We start from the raw sequence: 22,621 nt of genomic DNA on the forward strand, positions 1-22,621 counted from the left end.
AGTCGGTTCTGCTCAAGAGACCGAAGCAACATTAGACGATCACCCCAGGGCCAGATATCGAAGGATGTTGATTCTGATAATGCAGCGCTCGGACACGGCTGACGTCGTCAACATCTGAGCGCATGGATGCGGCAACATGTCACGACGTCGACGACGAAGCCCATCCGATGTCCGGCGTGCATCATCGTCGACACCGGCACGCGCCGCGCACCGGGTCGACGCCGCAATCCGTCGCGCCAGCGCGATGCAGCGTTGCACGGATCGCAAAGCTGCACATCCGGAGCGAGCGGCGACGACGTGACGGCGCACGTGAACGGCGCGCCAGAAACGAAGCCGGCAGGCGCGCCGCTCGTGACACGCTCCGTCATGCTGCGAGGGACATTCCGTTCGCCAGTTTCAGGTGCAGCAGATGCCCTCCAATGCGCGCAACGACTTCCGACCAGTCACCGTTGAAGCGCCGGCGGAACAGACGCATCGTCGGATACCAGGGGCTGTCTTCCCGCGTGTAGTGCCAGCGCCAGTCGCCATAGGCCGGCAACATCAGCCAGACGCGCTTGCCCATTGCGCCCGCCACGTGCGCGACGGAAGTGTCCACGGTGATGACCACGTCGAGGGCCGCGATCGCGCTCGCGGTTTGGGCCATCGTTTCCAGCCGCGGGCCGACGTCGTGGAAGTTCGCGCGCGCCTCCGCATACGCGGCGGCTTCATCGGACCCTGCGCCCTTCTGCAGGCTGAAGAATTCGAAGCCTTCCATCTTGAAGAGATCGTTGAGCACGGAAAGCGACGGCAGCGAGCGATGACGATCGTTCTCGTGCGTCGGATTGCCCTTGAACACGACGCCCACCTTGATCTTGCCCGCCTCGACGAGCGGCAGGCGGGACGGCGCCTCTTTCGGCGCACGCAGATACGGCACCGTCTGCGGAAACGCTTCCAGGTTCAGCGGGAGATACGCGGGGATCGCATGCGGGAACACCCAGTAGTCGGCGCCGGCGAAATTGGCGGCGTGATCGACGTTGACGACCTGATCGGCTTCCCCCGACGCTTCGTACAGCTCGACAAGCGGGGCCTGGCAGACCAGCACCACGCGCTCGGCGCCGCACTGTTCGCGGAAGATCCGCGCGAAGCGCATGAAGAAGATTTCGTCGCCGAGACCGAACTCGCTCCAGATCGCGATGGACTTGCCCTTCAACGGCTGGCCGGTCCACGCGGGCACGCTGCGGGGCGGCTCCGTCGTCGTGCGGCGCTTCCAGCCGAACTTCGCCATCAGCTTCTCGCGCATGGCGAAGCCTTGCTGCAGCTTGCCTCGCGCGATGGCGTGCAACACGCGATAAAGCTGCGGCCCGTGCTCGCCGGGAAGACGCTTCACGCACTGCTCCCAAAACGCGTCCGCTTCCTCGGGCACGTTCCAGCGCAGCGTTTCGAGCAAGGCGCGATGGTAGACATCGAAGCGATAGGGATAGAGCCGCACCGCTTCCTTCGCGGCGGCGATACCGTCGGCGGCGCTGCGCGAGCGCGACATGGCGTCCTTCAGCTCCTGCGCCGTCGGCACGGCCCGCTTGCGCAGCACGAATTCGATCGCGCACTCCGCGAAGCCCTCGGCGGTCTGATCCACCTCGGGGTTGCCTGCATCGAAATGCTCGCGAACGAGTGTCACGCGCTCACACTCGGCGACCTGCGACATCGCCGCGACGAGATCGGTCACGTTGATCGAGCGCGCCAGGCCCTGCCCCGTCTTGCAGATCGTGAAGCTGGACTTGTGCCGGGCATTGAAGCGGCTTGGCCAGACTCCCTTGCCGTACAGGTCCTCGTCAGGGACCGTCACCACGGCATGGCCGCCGGGCTTCAGCAAGTCGAGCCATCCGGCCAGAGCCTTGTATGCATTGTCCTGCTCCGCGAGGATATGGCTTGCATGAACGAAGTCGAACTTCGCGTCCTGCGCGCCTTGCGTCTCCGTGAAGCTGGCTTGTGACGGCGTAAAGGATGCGACGCGGCGCATCAGCGGAAAGGAAGCCGCGTGCGCGGCGAGCGGATCGCTCCTCGCGCCGATATCCACGCCTTCCCCCACGAGATAGTGCTGCACGAAGGACGGGTCATGCGAGCGGCGCAGCGAAGCCTTGCTGGTCTCTTTCATCACTCACCTCGCAACGCTGCGACAGAACGGTTCGCTTCGATCTGATCGCGCCAGAGCGACTCGATACGTTCACCGAGAATTTCCGGGCGTCCCTTGAAGATCAGCTTTTCGACCGCCTTCGGGCCGGCCAGCTTGCGCGCCAGCTCGGTGCGCTCCTTCGAATCGTCGATGAGGCGCAGCGCCGCCGCCTTGTATTCGTCGGTCGAGGTTGCGATCATCCACTCCGGGAAGCCGAGACGCCGGAACATGCCTTCGTCGATATGCTCGTGAACCTCGCGCCCGGTCTTGCAGACGCCGACCAGCCCCGCCCATACCGTATCGACGATGCCGTTGGTGTTGCCGAACGGGAACGGATTGAGGAACATGTCGCAGTCCGCGATCACCTTCATGTAGTTCCCGTAGTTCTGGTGCTTGTGCACGACGCCCTTGTCGCCCATCAGACGGCGCACCAGGTTGCGCACCTGCGGGAACGTGATGCCCGTTGCCTGACCCACGAGGAAATGAAACTCCACGGGCACGCTGGCTTCTTTCGCGATGTCCGCGCAGGTTTGCAGGAAGCCCGGATTGAGCTTGATGGTCGTCCCCGCGACGGCGATCTTCACCGGGTCCGTCTTCAGGCGCTTTCGTTTCGGCAAATCGAGTTCGAGCATGGCCGCAGGCGGACGATACGGCATGCCGTCGTGCGGCAGCTTCAGCAGCTTCTCGCTGAAGCACGCTTCGTCGCCGACGTAGTCTTCCTCCACGACGACATAGTCCATCGCATGACCGTGCGTGGTGGCCGGGTGGCCCAGCGCCATCAGTTGCATCGGCGCGACGCGCAGGCAGGCGAGCGCCATCGTGATCGGGAACATGCCCACGCTCGGCATGTACATCGCCTGGGCTCCACGCGCTTCGCTCGTGTCGCGGACCTCCTTCACGCATTCCCACAGATTGCCGCCCTTGAACGGGATGAACTCGTGAAACACTTCCTGGCCCGCTTCATCGACACGCCCTTCGTAGCCCATGCCGACGATATGGAACTTGTCGCGCATCGCGACGATCGTCTGCGAGTGGGTGCGGTAGATGGAGTGATTCTTGGAGAACCATTCGAGCACGACCAGCAGCACCGGCTTCTCACCCGCCTTGGGCGCTTGCGCCTTGCGCTCGACATCGCGAATGCCGAGGCTTTCGAGCTTGCGGCGAATCAGCGTGTTGATCGGCTTCTTGATGTCGTGCTTGCCGGGCAGATCCGCATAGCTGCAATGCATGTACATGTCGTGCAGCACGGCCATCGGCAGCGAATCGATGCTCTCCACCTGATCGAGCCTTTCCGGCAGCCAGCGCAGGATCATCGGTCGCCACCTTGTCGAATTTCCACAGCACGTCCCAGTCGAGACGCACTTCGGATTCCGGCGTGTAGAGCAACTGGAACTTGTGCATGTCGGCTGTGCGCAATTGCACCGAGTTGCGTGCTTCTTCGTCGAGACCGAGCGAGCGCAGGATATGATCCGCGTTCCGGAACGGGCTGGCGGCAAACAGCCCGGCCAGCCAGCGTTGGAACACCAACGTCTTCCGGATGCCATCGTCCGAGAAGCGGAAGGACGGGTCGCTCAACAGCGTCGTGGCGGCGGACGTGATGCGCGTGAGCAGGTGATCGTCCATGATGTCGCGCGCCTCGCCCGACTGCGCCCAGCTCTCTACGTCCATCAGAACGCCGTAGTTCTGATCGAGCTTGGAGAGCAGCTTGAGCATTTCACGGCCGGCCGCAGAATGATCGCGTCGATAACAGAGGTATTCGAACTTGTTGATGCTGAATGACATGATATTTATTCCGGAGATTGATACGTAACGTTGAGATTCTGCGTCGAGGGCGGCGCAAGCAAACCGGCTATGCGATCAGTGGCTCCAGTTGACCGAGAGCCAGAATTGAGTCGGCTTCTTGCCCGGATCTACCCAGGAAGAGCCCGAGAAACCATACGGCTTGGCGACCGCGGCAGAGACCGTCGCGCCCCACGGCGTGAGCCAGTCGAGGCTTGCGCCGTAGCCGGCGAGAATGCGGTTATTGGTGATACCCGGTACACCGGGATACGTGTTCTCCCAGCCTTCCCAAGGAGAGTGATTGACGCGGCCGTAGGCGAAATCACTGAACAGCCCGAACTGGAGCTGGTGCCCCGTCGCGATCGGCACACGCTTGTACAAGCCGACGTTCACGACGGCGCCCTCATCTGCAGAGCCTTCGTCGGCGCGATAGGCGCGCACCGCGTTCGGGCCGCCGAGATTGAGCTTCTCGCTGCCATCGAGGTTGCGGCTCGAGAGTTGTGAGTTGACGGCGGCGGAGAAGAACAGATCGCCGCGCTGCGTGAAGTTATAGGTGGCGAAGCCCCCGCTCGTCAGCTTCGCGTAGTTGCCCGTGCGGTGCGTAATGCTGTCCGACGTGTCGTTGTTGCGCAGATGCCCCAGCGTCAGCGCCGTCTGCCCGCTCAGTATGTTGCTGCGCAGTGCGCGCGCACGCTCGCCATTGTTCGCTTGCAACGACAACTGGATGGAATCGATCGTGCCCTTGGCGGTGGCGTTGTCGTACTCGGTGAAGGTCGTCGACGTATTGCTGTGCAGGAACGACGCACCGCCCCAGACATTGGCGTCGAGCCCGCGCATGAAGGGATACTGCACGCCGGCCTGCACGGTCGTCGCGACGCCCTTCGTCGGCGTGCCGAGATTGACGTTGTATTGCTGACGCGTCACGCCGCCCGTGAGACGCAGGCCATCGTCGAAAATGGGCATGCTGCCGGTCAGCGAGCCTGTCCACATGTTCTTGTTGGTATCGGTGAGCGTGAAGGCGTAGCTTTCGCCCGCACCGAAGAGGTTGTTCGCCGACGCGGTAATCCCGGCGCGATACTGACCGGTCGACTCGATCCCGTTGTTATCGAAGATCAGATTCGCGGATACCGGCTTGCCCTGTTGCGCAATGTTGAACACCACGTCGATATCGCCGGTGCCCGCACCGGGCTTCACGCTCGGCGCGCTTTCCAGTGCAACGCCGGGGACGTCCTGCAGCAGTTGTGTGGCGCGTTCGAGGCGGCCCGAGCGCAGCAGACACACACCCTCCACCGTTTCTCCGCTGCACAGCGCGTGCGCGATCAGCCGCTGCAGACGCGCGTCGGCGACACGGGACTTGTTATTGAGGATGATCTGGCGAACGCGTCCGGGAAAGACCGAGAATGCCGGCGTGCCGCCCTTCTGCGCCGCCTGCCAGTCCTGTTGCGTCATGAGCACCTGACCGAGCGGGAATCCGCCCTGACGCAACGCCGCTGTGAGCGCGTCGGACCAACGGTTCACTTCGTCGATGGTGGCGGGTGCGCTGCCGAGCTTGCGGACGCTCTCCGTCACCACCTGTTGCGCGATCATCGCATCCGCGCCGCTGCCGGGAATCACTTTCGCTGACGCAACCACTTCACTATCGACCGGAACGGCATCCATGGAAGCCGCATCGTGGGTCAGCGATCCGACGTCGGCAGAAATGGATTCGGCATTCGCCACGCCAGCCAACATCAAGGAACCGATACAAACAACCTGCCGTGCCGCTGCTGCGATCTCACTCATTCTGAACATTGCACCTATCCTTCGTGTAACCAATCTTCCGAGCGTCATGCCTGGTTCAATCGCTGAGCAGGCAACATTCGCTGACGAAGCACAGGTTAAGATTCGGTGCGTTCAAAACGAATAGAAGAACTTCTAAAGTGGATGTGATCAGTTCTGCATACTCAGCATCGAGAGTTCGGAAAAGTTCGATACCGCCACTCATCCGGACTCACAAGCGTTACTACGAATCCTTGACTGCGATATTAGAAAGCTGCGTCTTGGCACCATATAGAACGAATTCGAATTGCGAAGCCGTGGTGCCGGGAAGTCGAATGGGACCTAGGGGATAAGTCCGCTGGGATGAATACGTTGAATGGGCCTGCTACGCCTCGCATTGCACGCCAGAGGCGCGCCGGCGCTCAGCGGGCGGCCTCGAGCACGCCACACTCGGGCGCCGCGTTCGAAGGGTTCAACGACAAGCCGCGACTCGCCGCGAAACGGAACATTTCAGAAATGCGCAAATAGCCAAGCTGATGACAAGCCTTGAGGCGCAGCGCGCTGATGGCGCTCTTGCCGCGTTTCAGCAAACGCGCGGACTCGCCGACCGACATCCCGCACAACATCAGGCCGGCGACTTCCATCTGCCGGTTCGTCAACGTGGCGAAACGGTTCATTTCGGGATCTGCATCGAACCGGGCGAGCGCGTTGCGCACGGCAGGCGAAAAGTAGCGGCCACCTTGCGCGATCCGCTTCACTGCCCGCAGCACCTCGGCTACGTCATCGCCCTTGCTCGCAATTCCGGCCACGCCGCGTGTCGCAAGGCAGCCGGCCAGAAACGGATCGTCGGCTTCGCTGTAGACGAGAACGGGAAGCTTGCGTGCTTTCAGAGAGATGGATGACAGGAAACGCCAGCCGTCCGGCGTCCCGTCGACGGGCATCGAATAGTCCGCAACGACGACATCGCAAGACGAATGATCGAGCAGCTCGAGGAACTCGGCCGAGCCGCTCGCCGCGCCGACGACCTTCACGCCGGCATCTTCCAGCGTCTTGCGCAGCCCACAGACCACGAGCGGATGATCGTCGACGATAGCTACGTTAATGTGACTTCCAGACATCTCAAGCTCCTGTGACGCGATTCACGCACGCGCGCGGCCGCATCCCCTCTCTCACACGCGATTCATCTCGATGCCCGAGACGGACCGTTCCAGCCATAAGCCATGACCCACGGCAAAGCGGTACATCTCCAGTTCGCCGGAAAAGCCGAGCCGCTTGTACGCCTCCGTGCGTTGCGCGCTGACGGTGTTCTCACGGCGATGCAGCAGCCGCGCGGTCTCGCATACGGACAGTCCGCACAGCATCAGGCCGGTGACTTCCATCTGTCTGCGCGAGAGCGCGGTGAAGCGCCGGAATTCCGGCTGCGCATTGAATTGCGCGTGCGCCGCATGAGCGATCGGCGACAGATAGCGGCCGCCATCGGCGAGCACACGCACGGCCTTCACGAGTTCCGACATATGATCGCGTTTGCTCACGATGCCGGCGACGCCGCGCTGCACGAGACTTCCCACCAGAAAGGGGTCGTCGAACTCGCTGAAGACGAGCGTCGACAGCTTCGGAAACTCGCTCGACAGAGACGTGATGAAGCGCCATCCATCGAGCGTTCCTCCGCAGGGCATCGAATAGTCGGTCAGGACGACATCGCACTGCGTCATAGCGAGCAGCGTGAGCAAGTCGGACGGTCGCGAGACCGCGACAAGCACTTCGATACCCTCGTCTTCCAACGCCTTGCGCAGTCCGCAAAGCACGAGCGGGTGATCGTCCACGATCGCCACTCTGACGCGCTTTCCCATATCTTCTCCTGATACATCGAACGGCTCCTCGCTCCGCTGACTGCCATGCTTCGACGCAGTGGCGCGGGAAACCTTTTTCTTGGCCTCTCGCCGTCGCGATACGAGGCAAGCCGATTACGGCCGGGGCGGACATTCGCATCCGTTGCCGTTCAACGCTTGAAGTAAAGATATCGGGGCCACGTCGGACGTCATATCGAAGAATGTCGAAAAGCCGTCCGCGCGGGCGGGCAGTATCGGCATCCCGATGCTGCGCCGTATGAGAAAACCTTGTTGGCGCCTCGCTTCGACGACAGACCGGTTTCATCGTCGAGCGGGCTATCAAGAGCGGATAACGAAGGATGCCGAAACAACGACAACAACACGCCGGGGTCGACCGACATCCACATCAGCGTGCTCTCTCAGACTCCTTGAGCTCGCCGGGACAAGTCGATCGGGCTGGAAAGCGCCGCGACATTCATCGCTGCTGCGTGCCAGCAATTTCCAAGCACAATGCTGCTCGACGACGGCGACATCATCCAGGGCTGCGTCGCGCGGCGGCTTCCGGTCATCCCGAGGCGAATCTCCCGCTTGCCATGGCGTAGCGCACGGCGAGCCTGGCTTGCATCGGGATGAGAGCGAGTACTGGAGCGATGTGAAGGAGACGCTGCACGACGACGAGCATCGCGCGCAGCCTTGAAGCGGTTCGAAGCATCACACGTTGGTATGAGCGCGCCGAGTCGTTCGTAGAATGGCCGGCGCGCTTGCGCTTCCGTATGCTGATGTCATGGTCACGCATCGGGAGCGCATCATGAACGAGTCATCGACACGCAGGCTGTTATCGGGTTGCGCCGCCGTGCTGGCGTTTGCGACGTGGTATTCGTTCAGCGTGCCGCATGACTGGAGCGCGCTCGATCGCGCGAGCCATGACACGGAGTTGCCGCTGGAGCGGATGGCCGTCGACGAAGCGCAATCCGCTCGCTGATTCACAACCTCTGCGCGCGCGCCGGCGTCGATGCCCCTTGCGGCATCGTCACGCCCAACGCTTCGGCCTTCAACACGAGATCCGCGAGCGAGCGTGCCGCCATCTTCTTCATCGCCTGCCCGCGATGAATCTTCACCGTGATCTCGCTGAGATTCATCGCCGCCGCGATCTGCTTGTTCATCAGACCCGACACGACGAACGCCATCACCTCGCGTTCACGCGGCGTCAGCGATTCATACGAGCGCCGCAAATCCGCCACCGAGCGGCTTGCCGCGCGCCGTTGCTCGTCGGCCTCGAGCGCCTGCGCGACGGCATCGAGCATGTCCTGATCGCGGAACGGCTTCGCCAGAAAATCCTTCGCGCCCGCCTTCATCGCCTTCACGGTCATCGCGATGTCGCCGTGCGCCGTCATGAAGACGATCGGCAAGCCGAGCTGGCTCGCGGCCATCTGCTCCTGCACCGCGAGACCGCTCTGCCCTTTCAGCCGCACGTCGAGGATCAGGCAACTGGGCACCTCGGGCATGTCATAAGCAAGAAACTCGTGCGCGGACGCGAACGTCATCACGTTCAGGTCGACGGAGCGCAGCAGCATGCGCAGCGCATCGCGCATCGATTCGTCGTCGTCGACCACGTAGACCATCGCGCCGTTCGTCTTCGCGTCCGCGTCCCTGTCAATGTTCATCGTCTCCCCCTTCGTTTTCGGGCAGCACGAAGCGCAAGCGCGCGCCGCCTTCATCGGGCGACTCCGCCCATATCCTGCCGCCGTGCGCCTCGATGATCGAACGGCAAATCGACAAGCCCATGCCCATGCCTTCGGCCTTCGTCGTGAAGAACGCGTCGAAGAGACGGCGGGCGTTGTCTTCGCTGATGCCCGTGCCCGAATCCTGCACGGTGATCTGCGCATAGCCTTGATCGCTGTCGCTCTCGCCCGTCGCGATGCGCAGCACGCGCGGCCCGTTCACGTTGGACATCGCCTGTGCCGCGTTCATCATCAGGTTGATGAGCACCTGCTGCAACTGCACGCGATCGCAGCGCACCGTCGGCGACGGCGTCGCGAGCTCGCTGCGCACGTCCACGCGATGCCGTCCGAGCTCGCGCCGCACGAGCTCGATCGTCTCTCCGACGATCTCGTTCACATCGAGCGTCGCGGGCTGGCTGTCGCGCTTTCTCGCCATCGCGCGAATGCGTGCGATGACTTCGCTCGCGCGCCTGGCGTCGCGAATCATCTGCGCGATCGATTGCTGCGCTTCCGCGATCTCCGGCTGCGCGCGGTTGAGCCAGCGCAAGCCGGCGTCGCCGCTCGTGACGATCGCGGCCATCGGCTGCGTGACTTCGTGCGCGATCGACGCGGCCAGCTCGCCCAGCATCGTGACGCGCGTCACGTGCGCGAGCTCGGCGGTCGAGCGCGCGAGCGCTTCCTGCGCGAGCTTGGTCTCGGTGACGTCCATCAACGCGCCGACATATTCGTCGCCATCGGCTTCCGTCGATGCGCGATGCGCGACGAAATGCACATGCTTGATCGAGCCATCGGGCAGCAACAGCCGATGCTCCACGTCGATTTCGACCGCGCCGTTCAGCGCCGCTTCATGCGCGCCGCGCACGATGCCGATATCGTCGGGATGCGCGCGCGTGAGAATGGCATCGATGGAAGGTTCGACATCGCGCGGGTAATCGAAGATGCGATACGCCTCGTCGGACCACCACATCGTGCCGGCCGGCAGGCGCGTCGCGATGCTGCCGGTGCGCGAGAGCTGCTGCGCGTCGAGCAGAAACGCCTCGCTGCGCTTCAATGCATCGCGCTGGCGCTGCAACTCGGCCTCCATGCGCTTGCGCTGCGTGATGTCGTTGCTCGTCGCGAGCACCGCGCGCGGCATACCTTTCGCGTCGCGCAGCAAGGCCGCGCGGCTCGCGATCACGATCTCGCCGCCGTCGTGGCGCACGCGCGTGATCTCGCCGTCCCAGCGGCCCGAGCGCAGCAGCTCCGCGCGGATCTGCGCATGCGGCACGGGCGAGTTCGATTGGGTCATGCGGTCGATCGGCTGGCCGATCGCTTCCCGCGCCGAATAGCCGTAGAGCGCTTCGGCGCCGCGATTCCAGAACGTGATGCGGTCGTTCATGTCGTGCGCGACGATCGCGTCGTGCGCCAGATTGAGCAGTTCGAGCTGCTCCTGCATCTTCGTCGTCGTGGCCTGATTGCGCAGCGATAGGATGGCGGTCGTGCCGATTGCCAGCAGGCTCACCGCGCAGCGCGCGAGCGCGCCGCCCGACACGTTCTCGTCGTGCGAAAGCACGAAGCCGACGAGCGTGAGGATGACGCAGCCCCACGCCGTCGTGACGGTGGCGGTGCGATTGCCCGTCGATGCGACGAGCAGCACGACGACGACATAAAGCACCGCGATGGCGATATCGAGTGGCGTGAGCGCGTCGATGAGAAACACGACGAGCGCGATGGCCGCCGCGAGCATCCACACGATGCGGGAATCGTGACGCACCGCGCGCGGCGCGCTTTGGAATGTCTCCATCACGGCCGGTCTGACGCCGGCGAATGGAAACGAACGACGAACGAGACGAGCGACATGGTCATGGTGCGTTCGTTGGGAAGATGGCGGCGGGCGCGCTAAGACACATTACGCGCGGCGGAATGCGCAATAAATTCTAATCCGTCAAAAAGCCTTGTTTGATGCGCTCCAGGCAATCTGCGACGGCAGCGCCATCGACGGGCTTGCTGAGAAAACACACCGCGCCGCCATCGAGTGCCTGACGGCGCGCCGCATCGGAAGCGAACGCGGTGATGAACATGACCGGCACACCCGGCTTCAGTTCGTGCAGGCGCTGCTGCAATTGCAGGCCGGACATGCCGGGCATGTTGAGATCGGTGATGATGCACGCGAGGCCGTCGAGCGAATCGGCGTCCAGAAACGACTCCGCCGACGGATACAGGCTGACCTCCCAGCCGAGCGAGCGCAACAGGCTGGAGGAGGCGACGCGGACGGATTCGTCATCGTCGATCACGGAAACTCTCGAAGGCGATTGCAAGGGCGTTGTCCTGAACCGTGCATGAATTTCGGCGGGCATGGGACTGGTCCACCGCTTGAACGGAAGTCATCTTACGCACGCGGCATCGTGCGGAAAATCATATGTACGTATAGGTCGGAAGCGTTGGTCTGCGCGTCGTCTGTATTTATATGAGGAAATACGCGGTCGACTTTCTCGCTTATACGCAAGGCTATGCGCCGCGCCAGCATCGGCACGCGAAGATCAGGACTTTCGTCGAGTTTCTATCGAACTCGTTTAGAAGCCGGTTCGATGTGACGCCGGGAATCACGGCGCGCCCCGCCAGGAGCGCGCCGCGACTCGTCACGGCTTGGGAATGCGGATGCGGCTGATCATCAGCGAGCCGGAGATGGCATAGATCAGCACGAGCGGATGCAGCGTGAAGCCACCGATGCGCCACGTGCCGAGCCACATGCTCTCGCCGATCGCGCCGGTCCACGCGCCGATCGTCAGCAGCAGCACGATCAGAAACGAGGTGGGAATGGGCGTGCCTTCGAAGTGCGTGACCTTGCCGCTGCTGCCGGACATCTCTTCGGTCGTGACGTTGTAGCGCGCGAGACGCGACACGCCGCACGCGACGAAGTACGCGAGGATCACGCGGTCATAGAGCCCGCGCATGCCGAATCCATAGCCGATGATCGCCGGCGCGACGCCGAACGAGATCACGTCGGCGAGCGAATCGAGCTCCTTGCCCAATAGCGACGCCTTCTGGCGCCAGCGCGCGATGCGGCCGTCGAGCACATCGAAGACGAGCGCCGCGAACACCAGCGCGCAGGCGAGGTAAATATGCAGCACGTCGGAATCGTCGAGGTAGGACATCGACGAGAACAGCGCGCCCGTGCCGCACACCGCATTGCCCAGCGTGAACCAGTCGGCCAGGTGGAAATCGCGGATCATCGAGAATCGTTTCATTCGTTTCTGTTTTCGAGACGTTCGGGGAGCGCCGCATGACGGCGCCGCGAATCTGTCAAGTCTATCATCGCGCCCTCTTTCCACAGCACTCCGCGTGCCCGCCAAACCTGTACGCGCACGTACAGGTTTGCGTTACAATGCGCCGCATCGACCATCGCAGCTTCGATGCCCGCCATGTCCACGACCAAGCCCGCGCGCCTCACCATCCGCGACGCCGCCGAGCGTCTGCAAGTCACACCCCGCACGCTCAAGTATTACGAGGAACGCGGCCTCGTCACGCCTACGCGCAGCGAGGGGCGCTACCGGCTCTACAGCGAGCAGGATCTGGAACTGTTCGCGCGCATTCTGCGGCTGCGCTCGCTCGGCTTCTCGCTCGAGGGCATCGTCGAGATGCTCAAGCGGCCGATGGAAACGCTCGGCGAAGGCCGCACGGGTTATTCCGCTTCGTCGCTGCGTGAAATCGAAGAAGCGCTTTCGCAGCAGATCGACGCGGTCGATGCGCGCATCGCCGCCGTGCGCCGCGAATTGAAGGAAGCGCAGGCGGTGCGCAGCGAACTCGCGAGCGACCTCGATTATTTGCGGCGCAGAATCGCCGGCGAAAGCAAGGAGACGTTGTTGCAGGAGCGCATGGCCGCGCGCAGGCAGCGCAAGGCCAAAAGCGCCGAGGACGATGCCGAATGACCGCGGCGTCGTTTCGGTCTTCGCGGCAACTGGCTGAACGATTGCGCGGCGATCTGTTTCCGTGGGCCATCGCGCTCGCCACGGGCCTCGACTATTTCGACAACGCCGTGTTTTCGTTCTTCACGAGCTATATCGCGGGCGGCATCAATGCGTCGTCCGACGAGCTCGTCTGGGCGTCGAGCGCGTATGCGGTGGCGTCCGTGCTCGGCATTCTGCAGCAGCAATGGTGGATCGAGCGGCTCGGCAATCGACGCTACATCGCCGGATGCCTGTTGCTGTTCGCGGCGGGCGCGGTCGCGGCCACGTTGTCCGAATCGGCCATCGAACTGGCGCTGGCGCGCGGCTTTCAGGGCTATTTCATCGGCCCGATGATGAGCGCCGCGCGCATTCTGATCCAGGCGCGCTTCACGCCGCAGGCGCGCCCCGCCGCGACGCGCCGCTTTCTCAACATGATCCTGCTCGGCTCCGCGCTCGCGCCCCTGTGCGGCGGCTATCTCGTCGCATGGCTGGGCTGGCGCGCGCTGTTTTCCTGCACGGCGTTCGGCGGCGTGGCGCTCGGCGTGCTCGCGCTCGTCGCCGTGCCGCCCTCGGGCCGCGTGCGCCCCGATGCGCGCGGCGACGCGCACTTCTGGCCGTACATCATCTTCGCGTTCGCGCAAGGCGCATTGCAGATCGTCATGCAGCAGGTGCGCTTCGAACTCTTCAGCACGTCGCCGGAGCTGATCGTGCTGACCGCCTTCGGCATCGTGTCGCTCGCGTGGTTCGGCTGGCATCAGTGGCATCATCCGAGGCCGCTGCTGCGGTTCCACGCGCTGCGCGAGAAGACGTTTCAGGTGGGCATCGTGCTGTACGTCGCGTATTACTACATCAGCAACGCAATGAGCTTTCTCGTCTCGCGCCTGCTCGAAGGCGGACTCGGCTATCCGGTTGAGAACGCGGGACGGCTCGTCGGCTTCACGTCGATGATCTCGCTGCCGATGGCCCTCGCCTATTTCCGCTACGCGCCGCGCATCAGGCACAAGAAGTGGATGATCACGGCCGGCTTCCTGCTGGCCGCGTTCATCGGCACATGGATGATCGACATGCCGCCCGATGTCAGCATGCCCTGGCTCATCCCGCCGATGATGCTGCGCGGCATCCTGCTGCTCTTCATCGCGCTGCCGGTCGCGAACCTCACGTTCCGCGTGTTCCCGATCGAGGAATACAGTCACGGTTATCGCTTCAAGAACATCGTCAAGCAACTGACCTATTCGTTCTCGACGGCGACCATCATCATTCTCGAACAGCATCGCGTCGCGTTGCATCAGACGCGCCTCGCCGAAGCGGTCAATCCATTCAATCCGGCCTTCCAGAACGTCTATCAGAGCCTGCTCGGCGCGTTCCAGCGCATGGGGCACAGCGCGTCCGAAGCGGGCGGACTCGCTCTCGTCGAAGTGAGCCGCATGGTCACGCAACAGGCGAATTTCCTTGGGTCGCTCGACGGCTTCTACTACCTGATCGGCGTCGCCCTGTGCGCGAGCGTGATCGCGGTGTGGCAGAAGCAAATCGATTGACCCGCCCCGGAGCGATACGAAAGTGGACACACTCAGCAGCATGCGGATGTTTGCGCGCGTAGCCGAAGAGGGCAGCTTCACCGCCGCCGCGCAACGCATGAATACATCGACGGCCGCGACTTCGCGTGCGATTTCCGCGCTCGAAGCGCATCTGAATGCGCGGCTGTTACATCGCAGCACGCGGCGCGTCATTCTCACCGAGGCGGGCAAGCGCTATTTGCAGCGCTGCGAGCAGATTCTCGCGTGCGTCGACGTGGCCGAGGCCGAAGCCGCCGATGCGCAGTTGCGCCCGTCCGGGCATTTGCGCATCCATGCATCGACGAGCGTCGGGCAATCGTATGTCGTGCCCGCGATCGTGCGCTATCAGCAGCGTTATCCCGCCGTGTCGGTCGACCTGACACTGTCGCAGCGCACGCCCGATATCGTCGACGAAGGTTACGACCTCACCGTGCAGGCGAGCATCGACGAGCTGCCCGATTCGAGCCTCGTTGCGCAACGGCTCGGCACGGTGCATAGCGTGCTGTGCGCGTCGCCGGATTATGTGCGCGAGCACGGCGCGCCGCGCACGCTCGCGGAGTTGTCGCGGCATCCGTGCCATCAGCTCGTTTCCACCCTGTTTCCGCGCGATGTGTGGATCTTCGAAGGCCCGAACGGAACGGAGACGTTTCCGCTCGCGAAGACGAGCTTCGGCGTGAACGTCGCGGGCGCGCTGGCCGTGGCGTTGCGCGAAGGCATGGGCATCGGTGCGCTGCCGATGTCGACGGCGAGCCGTCTGCTCGAAAGCGGCGCGCTCGTGCGCGTGCTGCCCGACTATCGGCTACAGGCGCTCGCGCTTCACGCGCTGTATCCGTCGCGTCAGTATCTCAACGCGAAGGTCAAGACTTTCGTCGAGTTCATCAAGGATTTCGTGCCGCGCATTCTCGAAAGCGACGCCGCCGATATGGTTCACGCGCACGAAGATTGACGCCCGACGAAGTATGATGAGCGGACCACCAACGCTCACCTGCTCACGCCCATGCTCCCGCCAGGCAACTCGTACGAAGCCGTTGCATCCCGATTCGAATGGCGCGTTCCCGCGCGCTACAACATCGCGCAGGACGTGTGCGATAAATGGGCGGACGGCTCGGGCCGCCTCGCGCTCATCGTCGAAGCGGCGGATACATCGCAGAAGCGTTATACCTTCGACGATCTGAAGCACCTGTCCAACCGCTTCGCCAATGCGATGAAAGCGCAAGGCGTCGCGCGCGGCGACCGCGTCGCGATCTTCGTGCGGCAGTCGGTCGAAGCGGCGATCGCGCATCTCGCCGCGTATCGCATGGGCTGCATCGCCGTGCCGCTCTTCGCGCTCTTCGGCATGGACGCAATCGAATTCCGGCTCGCGCATTCGGGCGCGAAGGCCGTCGTCACCGATGCCGAAGGCGCAGCGAAGATCGCGCAGATCCGCGACGCATTGCCCGAGCTGCATCACGTCTATTCCACCGAAGCGAATTTCTGGCCCGCCATCGACGCCGCATCCGATGACGAGTCGCTCGTCGATACCGCCGCCGACGATCCCGCCGTCATCATCTATACGTCGGGCACGACGGGCAAGCCGAAGGGCGCGTTGCACGGGCATCGCATTCTGCCGGGGCATCTGCCGGGCGTGGAGATGTCGCAGCAATGCTTTCCGCAAGACGCCGCGCTGTTCTGGACGCCCGCGGACTGGGCATGGATCGGCGGGCTGTTCGATGTGCTGATGCCATCTTGGCATCACGGCGTGCCGGTGCTCGCGCGCCGCTTCGACAAGTTCGACGGCGCATCCGCGTTCGATCTGCTCGCGCGCAACAAGGTGAGTCACACGTTCCTGCCGCCGACCGCGCTGAAGATGATGCGCGCGACGCCCGGCGCGCAACGTGAAAGTCTTGCGCTGCGCTCGGTGGCGAGCGGCGGCGAATCGCTCGGGGAAGAATTGCTGTCGTGGGGGCGCACGATGCTCGGCGTCACCATCAACGAGTTCTACGGGCAAACCGAATGCAACATGGTGCTGTCGTCGTGCGAGACGTGGTTCGAGCCGCGCAACGGCTCGATCGGCAAGGCGGTGCCGGGGCATCGCGTCGCGATCGTCGATGACGCCGGCGTGCCGCTGCCCCACGGCACGCAAGGACATATCGCGATTCAAAGGCCCGATCCGGTCATGTTCCTCGGCTACTGGCGCGACGAAGCCGCGACCGCGCAGAAGTTTCGCGGCGACTTCCTGTTGACGGGCGATCTCGGCACGCTCGACGCCGACGGCTTCTTCCGCTTCATCGGCCGCGACGACGATGTGATCACGAGCGCCGGTTATCGCATCGGACCGGGGCCGATCGAGGACTGTCTCATCAGGCATCCGGCGGTGCGCTTCGCGGCGGCGGTCGGCGTGCCGGATGCGAAGCGCACCGAGATCGTCTGCGCGGTCGTCGTGCTCAACGATGGCTTCGAACCCGGCGATGCCCTCGTGCGCGAATTGCAGGAGCACGTGCGCACGCGGCTCGCCGCGCATGAATATCCGCGCGAAGTGCACTTCGTCTCCGAATTGCCGATGACGGCGACGGGCAAGGTGATTCGCAAGTCGCTGCGTGCGCAATTCACGGCGGACAAGCGCTAAAACGATGACACCACGACACGTATTCGCGCTCGCGAGCCTGCTGCTGGCGTGCGCCTCGTCGATGGCCGCGACGCTCGCGATCAACGTCGGCGGCGAGCGCTCGCTCACGACCGAGCAGTTGCTCGCGCGCCCCGACGTCGCGACCATCAGCGTGCCGAACGACGTCACGTTTCATCGCACGATGACCTATCGCGCGGTGCCGTTGCGCGCGCTGCTCGGCATCGCGCAATTGCCCGCCGACAAGGAGCTGCAGATCACCGCCACGGATGGCTTCGTCACGCACTTGTCCGCGAAGCTGCTGTTCGGCGATGGCAGGAAGCGCGCCGAGCCGTGGCTCGCGATCGAAGCGCCGGACGAGCCGTGGCCGCAGGCGCCCGGCAACGGCGATATCGGACCGTTCTATCTCGTGTGGATCGATCCGGCTGCGTCGCGCGTATCGAGCGAGCAATGGCCTTTCAAGGTCGATGCGATCCGCATTGCGCCGACGCTCGCCGCGCGCTTTCCGCAAATCGCGGTCGACAAGAGCGTGCCCGCCGATTCGCCCATCCGGCGCGGACAAACCGTATTCGCGACGCAATGCATCGTCTGCCACAAGATGAACGGCGCCGGCGATGCATCGATGGGCCCCGATCTCAATCGCCCGCACAACCCGACCGAGTACTTTCAGCCGTGGGTGCTGAAGTCGTTCATCCGCGATCCGAAATCGATCCGCGCATGGACCGATATGAGGATGCCCGGCTTCGACAGAAACGCGATCAGCGACCGCGATCTCGATGCGGTCATCGCGTATCTCGGCTACATGGCGAAGCGGAAGAAATAAGGTTCATCGAAGAATTCCGTTGAGCTCGTTGCCCGCAGCGGCATCGCTGAAGCCGTCGAAGCGACCGTCGACGAGCCCTTGCGCCGCGCGCATGAAGCCGCCCCACGCGGCACGCGCGAGCGCCCCGCCGACGCTCACGCGACGCACGCCGAGCGCGGCCACATCGCTCAACGTGAACTCGGACACGCCGCCGATCAGCAGATTCACGGGCTTCGGCCCGACCGCCTTCACGACCGCCTCGATGTGCTCGCGCGTCTTGATGCCCGGCGCATAGAGGCAATCCGCGCCCGCATCGGAATACGCCTTGAGTCGCGCGATCGCATCGTCGATATCGGGCTTGCCGGCGAAGAAGTTCTCCGCGCGGCCGACGAGCAAGGTGTCGCCGCCGCTTTCGTCGATCGCGCGCCGCGCCGCCTTCATGCGCGCCACGGCGACATCGACCGGAAAGAGCGGCGCCGATGCATCGCCCGTCGAATCCTCGATCGACAAACCGGCCACGCCCGTCTTCACCGCGAGCTTCACGCTGTGCGCGAGTTCATCGGGCGTCGCGCCGAAGCCACTTTCGAAGTCCGCGTTCACCGGCAGATCGGTCGCTTCGACGATCTCGCGCAGATGAGCGAGCACCGCATCGCGCGTCACGTGATTGTCCGCGCGGCCTCGCGACCAGGCGAAGCCCGAACTCGTCGTCGCAATCGCCTTGAAGCCGAGCGTCTCGAGATAACGCGCGGAACCGATATCCCAGGGATTGGGCAGCATGAAGCAACCGGATTCGTGCAGCGCGCGAAAAGCCGCGCGTTTCTCGGCGACGGTGCGAGGCATGGCGTGTCTCCTGTCGATGAACGGGTCGGAACCCAGACGATACGCGATTCGCCGCGAGCGCGTGTATCGGCACTCACTAAGTCTCTCTTAAGCGAATGCCCACTACTCTGTAGCCTTTCTTTTCGCACGAGAGACGGCATGGAGCACGCAAATAAAGCGCTCGCCAAGGTCCCCGAAGTGACCCTGGCGTTCTGGATCATCAAGATCGCGGCGACGACGCTCGGCGAAACCGGCGGCGACGCGTTCTCGATGTCGATGGGCCTCGGCTATCTGATGAGCACGTTCATCTTCGCGGCGGTGTTCGTCGTCGCGGTGATCGCGCAAATCAAGGCGGACCGGTTTTATCCCGCGCTCTACTGGGTCACGATCATCGCGACGACGACCGTCGGCACCACGCTCGCCGATTTCGCGGACCGCTCGCTCGGCATCGGCTATGCGGGCGGCAGCGCCATCCTGCTCGCGTTGCTGCTCGCATCGCTGGGCGTGTGGCATCGGGTGATGGGCTCGGTGTCCGTATCGACGATCGCATCGCCGAAAGCGGAGGCGTTCTACTGGGTGACGATCATGTTCTCGCAGACGCTCGGCACCGCGCTCGGCGACTGGACCGCCGACAGCGCGGGCTTCGGCTACACCGGCGCCGCGCTGATCTTCGGCGGCGTGCTGTTGCTGATCGTGCTCGCGTACTGGTTCACGGACATCTCGCGCACCGCGCTGTTCTGGGGCGCGTTCATTCTGACGCGCCCGCTCGGCGCCGTCGTCGGTGATTTTCTCGACAAGCCCGTCGCCAATGGCGGGCTGGCGATGAGCCGTTACGGCGCGTCGGTCGCGCTGCTGATGTTCATCGTCGTATGCGCGTCCCTGTTCAGGCAACGGCCCGCGCGCGTCGCGCATTGACGTGTGTCGCAAGAAAAAAGCGGCGGTCCCGAAAGACCGCCGCTTTGCTCGAGACTTCAACCAGCGCCGGCGCTTACTTCTTCAGATCGAACCGGTCGAGGTTCATCACCTTGGTCCAGGCCGCGGCGAAGTCCTTGACGAACTTCTCCTTCCCATCGCTGCTCGCGTAGACTTCGGCGAGCGAGCGCAGCACCGAATGCGAGCCGAAGATCAGATCGACGCGGCTGGCGGTCCATTTCCGCTGGCCCGTCTTCCGGTCGCGCCCTTCGAACACGTCGCGGCGTGACGACAGCGGCTGCCATTCCGTGTTCATGTCGAGCAGGTTGACGAAGAAGTCGTTCGTCAGCGTTTCGGGCTTGTCGGTGAAGAGGCCGTGCGCATTCTTTCCGGCCGACACATTCAGCGCACGCAAACCGCCGATGAGCGCCGTCATCTCCGGCGCGGTCAGCGTCAGCAATTGCGCCTTGTCGATCAGAAGCGACTCGGACGGCACCCGCACGTTGGCCTTGATGAAATTGCGGAAGCCGTCGGCGACGGGCTCGAGCGCCGAGACCGAAAGCACGTCGGTCTTGTCCTGCGTGGCGTCCGTGCGGCCCGGCGTGAACGGCACGGTGACCTTCTGGCCGGCCTTCTCCGCCGCCTGCTCGACCGCCGCGCCGCCCGCCAGCACGATCAGATCGGCCATCGAGATTTTCTTGCCGCCGGATTGCGCGCCGTTGAACTCGCCCTGGATGCCTTCGAGCGTCTTCAGCACCTTGCCGAGCTGCTCGGGGTCGTTCGCCTCCCAGTCCTTCTGCGGTGCCAGACGGATGCGCGCGCCGTTCGCGCCGCCGCGCTTGTCCGAGCCGCGGAACGTCGATGCCGATGCCCACGCCGTCGACACCAGTTCCGAAACGGACAGCCCCGACGCGAGCACTTTCTGCTTGAGCGCCGCGACATCCTTGTCATCGACCAGCGGATGATCGACATCCGGAACCGGGTCCTGCCACAGCAGTTCTTCGGCCGGCACTTCCGGTCCGAGATAGCGGGACTTCGGCCCCATGTCGCGGTGGGTCAGCTTGAACCACGCGCGGGCGAAGGCGTCGGCGAACTGGTCGGGGTGCTCCCAGAAGCGCTTCGAAATCTTCGCGTAGTCGGGATCGAAGCGTAGCGACAGGTCCGTCGTCAGCATCGTCGGCTTGATCTTCTTCGACGGATCGTGCGCGTGCGGGATGGTTTCGCTCGAATCCTTCGCCACCCATTGATTCGCGCCCGCCGGGCTCTTCGTCAGTTCCCACTCGTAGCCGAAGAGAATTTCCCAGAAGCCGTTGTCCCACTTCGTGGGTGCGTCGGTCCACGTGACTTCCAGTCCGCTCGTGATGGTATCAGCGCCCTTGCCCGTGCCGTAGCTGCTCTTCCAGCCGAGGCCCATGTTTTCGAGGTCGGCGGATTCCGGCTCGGGACCGACGTTGTCAGCCGGGCCCGCGCCGTGCGTCTTGCCGAACGTGTGGCCGCCGGCGATCAGCGCGACGGTTTCCTCGTCGTTCATCGCCATGCGCGCGAAGGTCTCGCGGATGTCGTGCGCCGCGGCGAGCGGATCCGGATTGCCTTCAGGGCCTTCCGGATTGACATAGATCAGACCCATCTGCACCGCGCCGAGCGGGTTCTCCAGATTGCGGCCGTCTTCGGTGCGGCTGACTTCCTCGCCGTGCTTCTGTTCGTCGGCGGTGATCACGCCCTGGTCTTCGTCGTTGCCGGCGGCGCCCTTGCCGTAGCGGACATCGCCGCCGAGCCAGGTCTTTTCATTGCCCCAGTAGACGTCCTGATCCGGCTCCCACGTGTCCTCGCGGCCGCCGCCGAAGCCGAAGGTCTTGAAGCCCATCGTTTCCAGCGCGACGTTGCCGGCGAGGATCATCAAGTCGGCCCAGGAAATGTTCTGGCCGTACTTCTGCTTGATGGGCCAGAGCAGGCGGCGAGCCTTGTCGAGGCTCACATTGTCGGGCCAGCTGTTGACGGGCGCGAAACGCTGCTGGCCGCGCCCGCCGCCTCCCCGGCCGTCGCCGATGCGGTAGGTGCCGGCGCTGTGCCACGCCATGCGGATGAAAAGCGGTCCGTAATGGCCGAAGTCGGCAGGCCACCAATCCTGTGAATCGGTCATCAGCGCCGCGAGATCCTTCTTGACCGCGGCGAGGTCGAGGCTCTTGAACGCTGCGGCGTAGTCGAAGCCCGGGTCCAGCGGGTTCGACCTGCCGGAGTGCTGATTCAGCAGATCCACTCGTAGTTGCTTCGGCCACCAGTCACGGTTCGTCGTGCCGGTACCGGCGGCATGAGTAAACGGACACTTCGATTCGTTTGACATGCGTTATCTCCTTGCGAGGACGTACCCACTAGTTGTTCTACGACTGACTACCATGGCGTCAGGTCCGCGCCGCGCGTGAACCTGGTCCGATAAGGGAGTGCGCGGCCTGCATCGGGCGACGTGCGAATCGTCCCGGCAGCCTTCTGCAACTTAAAAAATACGTGAGAGCGACGCTCAATAGAATGCGATTTTTGCAATGCCGCTGATAGGTGGCGGCTATAGGACGAAGGCGCGTTGGCGTGCCGACGCTTGCTGCAGTGCAGGATGGCGGACGGGCTCTTCATCGCGTAGTCGACCGACCTTCCTGACTTCGATTCGTCATGAAAGCGCCTCCCTGAAGGTGTAGGGATGAAACCCGACGGACCAGCGCATGCCGGCGCACGTACGCCGCGCGTCCGGTGAGGTCTTTCAGTCTAGCAGCGTCTCGCGG

Annotated in this window: 20 protein-coding genes and 1 pseudogene; 8 read left to right on the forward strand and 13 right to left on the reverse strand. The window is 63.8% G+C overall.

Features of this window, described 5'->3' with window-relative positions; translation table 11 throughout:
- Nucleotides 1-107: 107 nt before the first annotated feature.
- The 4 genes and pseudogenes from AWB78_RS22905 to AWB78_RS22920 all read right to left on the reverse strand — a co-directional run bounded on the left by AWB78_RS22905 (nucleotide 108) and on the right by AWB78_RS22920 (nucleotide 5,587).
- Nucleotides 108-368 carry a hypothetical protein gene (locus AWB78_RS22905; protein WP_062608275.1) on the reverse strand — a complete coding sequence of 87 codons (261 nt, stop codon included), beginning with the start codon at nucleotides 366-368 and terminating at the stop codon, nucleotides 108-110.
- Nucleotides 365-2,131 (reverse strand): methyltransferase domain-containing protein, encoded by a 1,767-nt coding sequence (locus AWB78_RS22910; protein ID WP_062608354.1) that lies wholly within the window; start codon nucleotides 2,129-2,131, stop codon nucleotides 365-367. The genes AWB78_RS22905 and AWB78_RS22910 overlap by 4 nt, the downstream gene beginning before the upstream one ends.
- Nucleotides 2,131-3,931, reverse strand: a pseudogene (locus AWB78_RS22915) (peptide transporter). Before AWB78_RS22915 ends, AWB78_RS22910 begins: the two are co-directional and overlap by 1 nt.
- A 75-nt stretch (nucleotides 3,932-4,006) precedes the next feature.
- Entirely contained in the window at nucleotides 4,007-5,587 is a 1,581-nt protein-coding gene (locus tag AWB78_RS22920; RefSeq protein WP_157697601.1) for a ShlB/FhaC/HecB family hemolysin secretion/activation protein, read from the reverse strand.
- Between AWB78_RS22920 and AWB78_RS46695 the strand changes: the two genes are divergently transcribed.
- Nucleotides 5,586-5,834, forward strand: coding sequence for a hypothetical protein (locus AWB78_RS46695; protein WP_157697602.1), 249 nt, complete (start codon nucleotides 5,586-5,588; stop codon nucleotides 5,832-5,834). The genes AWB78_RS22920 and AWB78_RS46695 overlap by 2 nt on opposite strands.
- A 274-nt stretch (nucleotides 5,835-6,108) precedes the next feature.
- Here AWB78_RS46695 and AWB78_RS22925 read toward each other — a convergent pair whose 3' ends face one another.
- Both AWB78_RS22925 and AWB78_RS22930 read right to left on the reverse strand, forming a co-directional pair.
- The gene (locus AWB78_RS22925) at nucleotides 6,109-6,804 is read right to left on the reverse strand and encodes a response regulator (protein WP_062608277.1); all 696 of its coding nucleotides are present in this window, start codon (nucleotides 6,802-6,804) and stop codon (nucleotides 6,109-6,111) included.
- Between the two features lie 51 nt (nucleotides 6,805-6,855).
- Nucleotides 6,856-7,536, reverse strand: a complete 681-nt coding sequence (locus AWB78_RS22930) for a response regulator (protein WP_062608278.1) — start codon at nucleotides 7,534-7,536, stop codon at nucleotides 6,856-6,858.
- 787 nt (nucleotides 7,537-8,323) lie between these two features.
- On the opposite strand from AWB78_RS22930, the gene AWB78_RS22935 reads away from it, so the two are divergent.
- Nucleotides 8,324-8,497, forward strand: coding sequence for a hypothetical protein (locus AWB78_RS22935; protein WP_232477804.1), 174 nt, complete (start codon nucleotides 8,324-8,326; stop codon nucleotides 8,495-8,497).
- Nucleotide 8,498: 1 nt separating this feature from the next.
- Here the strand turns inward: AWB78_RS22935 and AWB78_RS22940 are convergent, their stop codons facing one another.
- From AWB78_RS22940 to AWB78_RS45850, 5 genes are all read right to left on the reverse strand, one after another.
- Nucleotides 8,499-9,179: a response regulator transcription factor gene (locus AWB78_RS22940; protein ID WP_062608280.1), complete on the reverse strand. Its 681-nt coding sequence runs from the start codon at nucleotides 9,177-9,179 to the stop codon at nucleotides 8,499-8,501.
- Nucleotides 9,169-11,019 carry a PAS domain-containing sensor histidine kinase gene (locus AWB78_RS22945; protein WP_062608281.1) on the reverse strand — a complete coding sequence of 617 codons (1,851 nt, stop codon included), beginning with the start codon at nucleotides 11,017-11,019 and terminating at the stop codon, nucleotides 9,169-9,171. The genes AWB78_RS22940 and AWB78_RS22945 overlap by 11 nt, the downstream gene beginning before the upstream one ends.
- A gap of 133 nt (nucleotides 11,020-11,152) precedes the next feature.
- The gene (locus AWB78_RS22950) at nucleotides 11,153-11,509 is read right to left on the reverse strand and encodes a response regulator transcription factor (RefSeq protein WP_082883403.1); all 357 of its coding nucleotides are present in this window, start codon (nucleotides 11,507-11,509) and stop codon (nucleotides 11,153-11,155) included.
- Nucleotides 11,510-11,854: 345 nt separating this feature from the next.
- A complete protein-coding gene (pssA, locus tag AWB78_RS22955) occupies nucleotides 11,855-12,463 on the reverse strand; it encodes a CDP-diacylglycerol--serine O-phosphatidyltransferase (RefSeq protein WP_062608283.1) in 609 nt (202 codons plus the stop codon).
- Nucleotides 12,460-12,639, reverse strand: a complete 180-nt coding sequence (locus tag AWB78_RS45850) for a hypothetical protein (RefSeq protein ID WP_096031824.1) — start codon at nucleotides 12,637-12,639, stop codon at nucleotides 12,460-12,462. The genes pssA and AWB78_RS45850 overlap by 4 nt, the downstream gene beginning before the upstream one ends.
- Between AWB78_RS45850 and AWB78_RS22960 the strand changes: the two genes are divergently transcribed.
- From AWB78_RS22960 to AWB78_RS22980, 5 genes are read left to right on the forward strand one after another with little or no spacing between them, the layout of a single operon-like run.
- Nucleotides 12,638-13,144: a MerR family transcriptional regulator gene (locus tag AWB78_RS22960; protein WP_096031825.1), complete on the forward strand. Its 507-nt coding sequence runs from the start codon at nucleotides 12,638-12,640 to the stop codon at nucleotides 13,142-13,144. The two genes, AWB78_RS45850 and AWB78_RS22960, sit on opposite strands and share 2 nt — an antisense overlap.
- Nucleotides 13,141-14,697, forward strand: coding sequence for an MFS transporter (locus tag AWB78_RS22965; RefSeq protein WP_062608285.1), 1,557 nt, complete (start codon nucleotides 13,141-13,143; stop codon nucleotides 14,695-14,697). Before AWB78_RS22960 ends, AWB78_RS22965 begins: the two co-directional genes overlap by 4 nt.
- Nucleotides 14,698-14,719: 22 nt before the next feature.
- Nucleotides 14,720-15,661 carry a LysR family transcriptional regulator gene (locus AWB78_RS22970; RefSeq protein ID WP_062608286.1) on the forward strand — a complete coding sequence of 314 codons (942 nt, stop codon included), beginning with the start codon at nucleotides 14,720-14,722 and terminating at the stop codon, nucleotides 15,659-15,661.
- Between the two features lie 51 nt (nucleotides 15,662-15,712).
- Complete coding sequence (locus AWB78_RS22975) at nucleotides 15,713-17,320, forward strand: acyl-CoA synthetase (RefSeq protein WP_062608287.1); 1,608 nt, start codon at nucleotides 15,713-15,715, stop codon at nucleotides 17,318-17,320.
- 4 nt (nucleotides 17,321-17,324) lie between these two features.
- Nucleotides 17,325-18,140, forward strand: coding sequence for a cytochrome c (locus tag AWB78_RS22980; RefSeq protein WP_062608288.1), 816 nt, complete (start codon nucleotides 17,325-17,327; stop codon nucleotides 18,138-18,140).
- Nucleotides 18,141-18,143: 3 nt separating this feature from the next.
- On the opposite strand, the gene AWB78_RS22985 is transcribed toward AWB78_RS22980, so the two are convergent.
- Nucleotides 18,144-18,959 carry an isocitrate lyase/PEP mutase family protein gene (locus tag AWB78_RS22985; RefSeq protein WP_062608289.1) on the reverse strand — a complete coding sequence of 272 codons (816 nt, stop codon included), beginning with the start codon at nucleotides 18,957-18,959 and terminating at the stop codon, nucleotides 18,144-18,146.
- Between the two features lie 138 nt (nucleotides 18,960-19,097).
- Between AWB78_RS22985 and AWB78_RS22990 the strand changes: the two genes are divergently transcribed.
- A complete protein-coding gene (locus tag AWB78_RS22990; RefSeq protein ID WP_062608290.1) occupies nucleotides 19,098-19,853 on the forward strand; it encodes a COG4705 family protein in 756 nt (251 codons plus the stop codon).
- 73 nt (nucleotides 19,854-19,926) lie between these two features.
- Here AWB78_RS22990 and katG read toward each other — a convergent pair whose 3' ends face one another.
- Nucleotides 19,927-22,191 carry a catalase/peroxidase HPI gene (gene katG / locus AWB78_RS22995; protein ID WP_062608291.1) on the reverse strand — a complete coding sequence of 755 codons (2,265 nt, stop codon included), beginning with the start codon at nucleotides 22,189-22,191 and terminating at the stop codon, nucleotides 19,927-19,929.
- Between the last annotated feature and the right edge of the window lie 430 nt (nucleotides 22,192-22,621).

Origin of the sequence: Caballeronia calidae (assembly GCF_900044055.2) — a bacterium.
GTDB lineage: Bacteria > Pseudomonadota > Gammaproteobacteria > Burkholderiales > Burkholderiaceae > Caballeronia > Caballeronia calidae.

Coding starts and splice junctions, on each gene's coding strand:
- AWB78_RS22905 (WP_062608275.1), bottom strand. CDS start 368: ATGACGGAGCGTGTCACGAGCGGCGCGCCTGCCGGCTTCGTTTCTGGC.
- AWB78_RS22910 (WP_062608354.1), bottom strand. CDS start 2,131: ATGAAAGAGACCAGCAAGGCTTCGCTGCGCCGCTCGCATGACCCGTCC.
- AWB78_RS46695 (WP_157697602.1), top strand. CDS start 5,586: ATGGAAGCCGCATCGTGGGTCAGCGATCCGACGTCGGCAGAAATGGAT.
- AWB78_RS22920 (WP_157697601.1), bottom strand. CDS start 5,587: ATGGATGCCGTTCCGGTCGATAGTGAAGTGGTTGCGTCAGCGAAAGTG.
- AWB78_RS22925 (WP_062608277.1), bottom strand. CDS start 6,804: ATGTCTGGAAGTCACATTAACGTAGCTATCGTCGACGATCATCCGCTC.
- AWB78_RS22930 (WP_062608278.1), bottom strand. CDS start 7,536: ATGGGAAAGCGCGTCAGAGTGGCGATCGTGGACGATCACCCGCTCGTG.
- AWB78_RS22935 (WP_232477804.1), top strand. CDS start 8,324: ATGAACGAGTCATCGACACGCAGGCTGTTATCGGGTTGCGCCGCCGTG.
- AWB78_RS22940 (WP_062608280.1), bottom strand. CDS start 9,179: ATGAACATTGACAGGGACGCGGACGCGAAGACGAACGGCGCGATGGTC.
- AWB78_RS22945 (WP_062608281.1), bottom strand. CDS start 11,019: ATGGAGACATTCCAAAGCGCGCCGCGCGCGGTGCGTCACGATTCCCGC.
- pssA (WP_062608283.1), bottom strand. CDS start 12,463: ATGAAACGATTCTCGATGATCCGCGATTTCCACCTGGCCGACTGGTTC.
- AWB78_RS22960 (WP_096031825.1), top strand. CDS start 12,638: ATGTCCACGACCAAGCCCGCGCGCCTCACCATCCGCGACGCCGCCGAG.
- AWB78_RS45850 (WP_096031824.1), bottom strand. CDS start 12,639: ATGGCGGGCATCGAAGCTGCGATGGTCGATGCGGCGCATTGTAACGCA.
- AWB78_RS22965 (WP_062608285.1), top strand. CDS start 13,141: ATGACCGCGGCGTCGTTTCGGTCTTCGCGGCAACTGGCTGAACGATTG.
- AWB78_RS22975 (WP_062608287.1), top strand. CDS start 15,713: ATGCTCCCGCCAGGCAACTCGTACGAAGCCGTTGCATCCCGATTCGAA.
- AWB78_RS22980 (WP_062608288.1), top strand. CDS start 17,325: ATGACACCACGACACGTATTCGCGCTCGCGAGCCTGCTGCTGGCGTGC.
- AWB78_RS22985 (WP_062608289.1), bottom strand. CDS start 18,959: ATGCCTCGCACCGTCGCCGAGAAACGCGCGGCTTTTCGCGCGCTGCAC.
- AWB78_RS22990 (WP_062608290.1), top strand. CDS start 19,098: ATGGAGCACGCAAATAAAGCGCTCGCCAAGGTCCCCGAAGTGACCCTG.
- katG (WP_062608291.1), bottom strand. CDS start 22,191: ATGTCAAACGAATCGAAGTGTCCGTTTACTCATGCCGCCGGTACCGGC.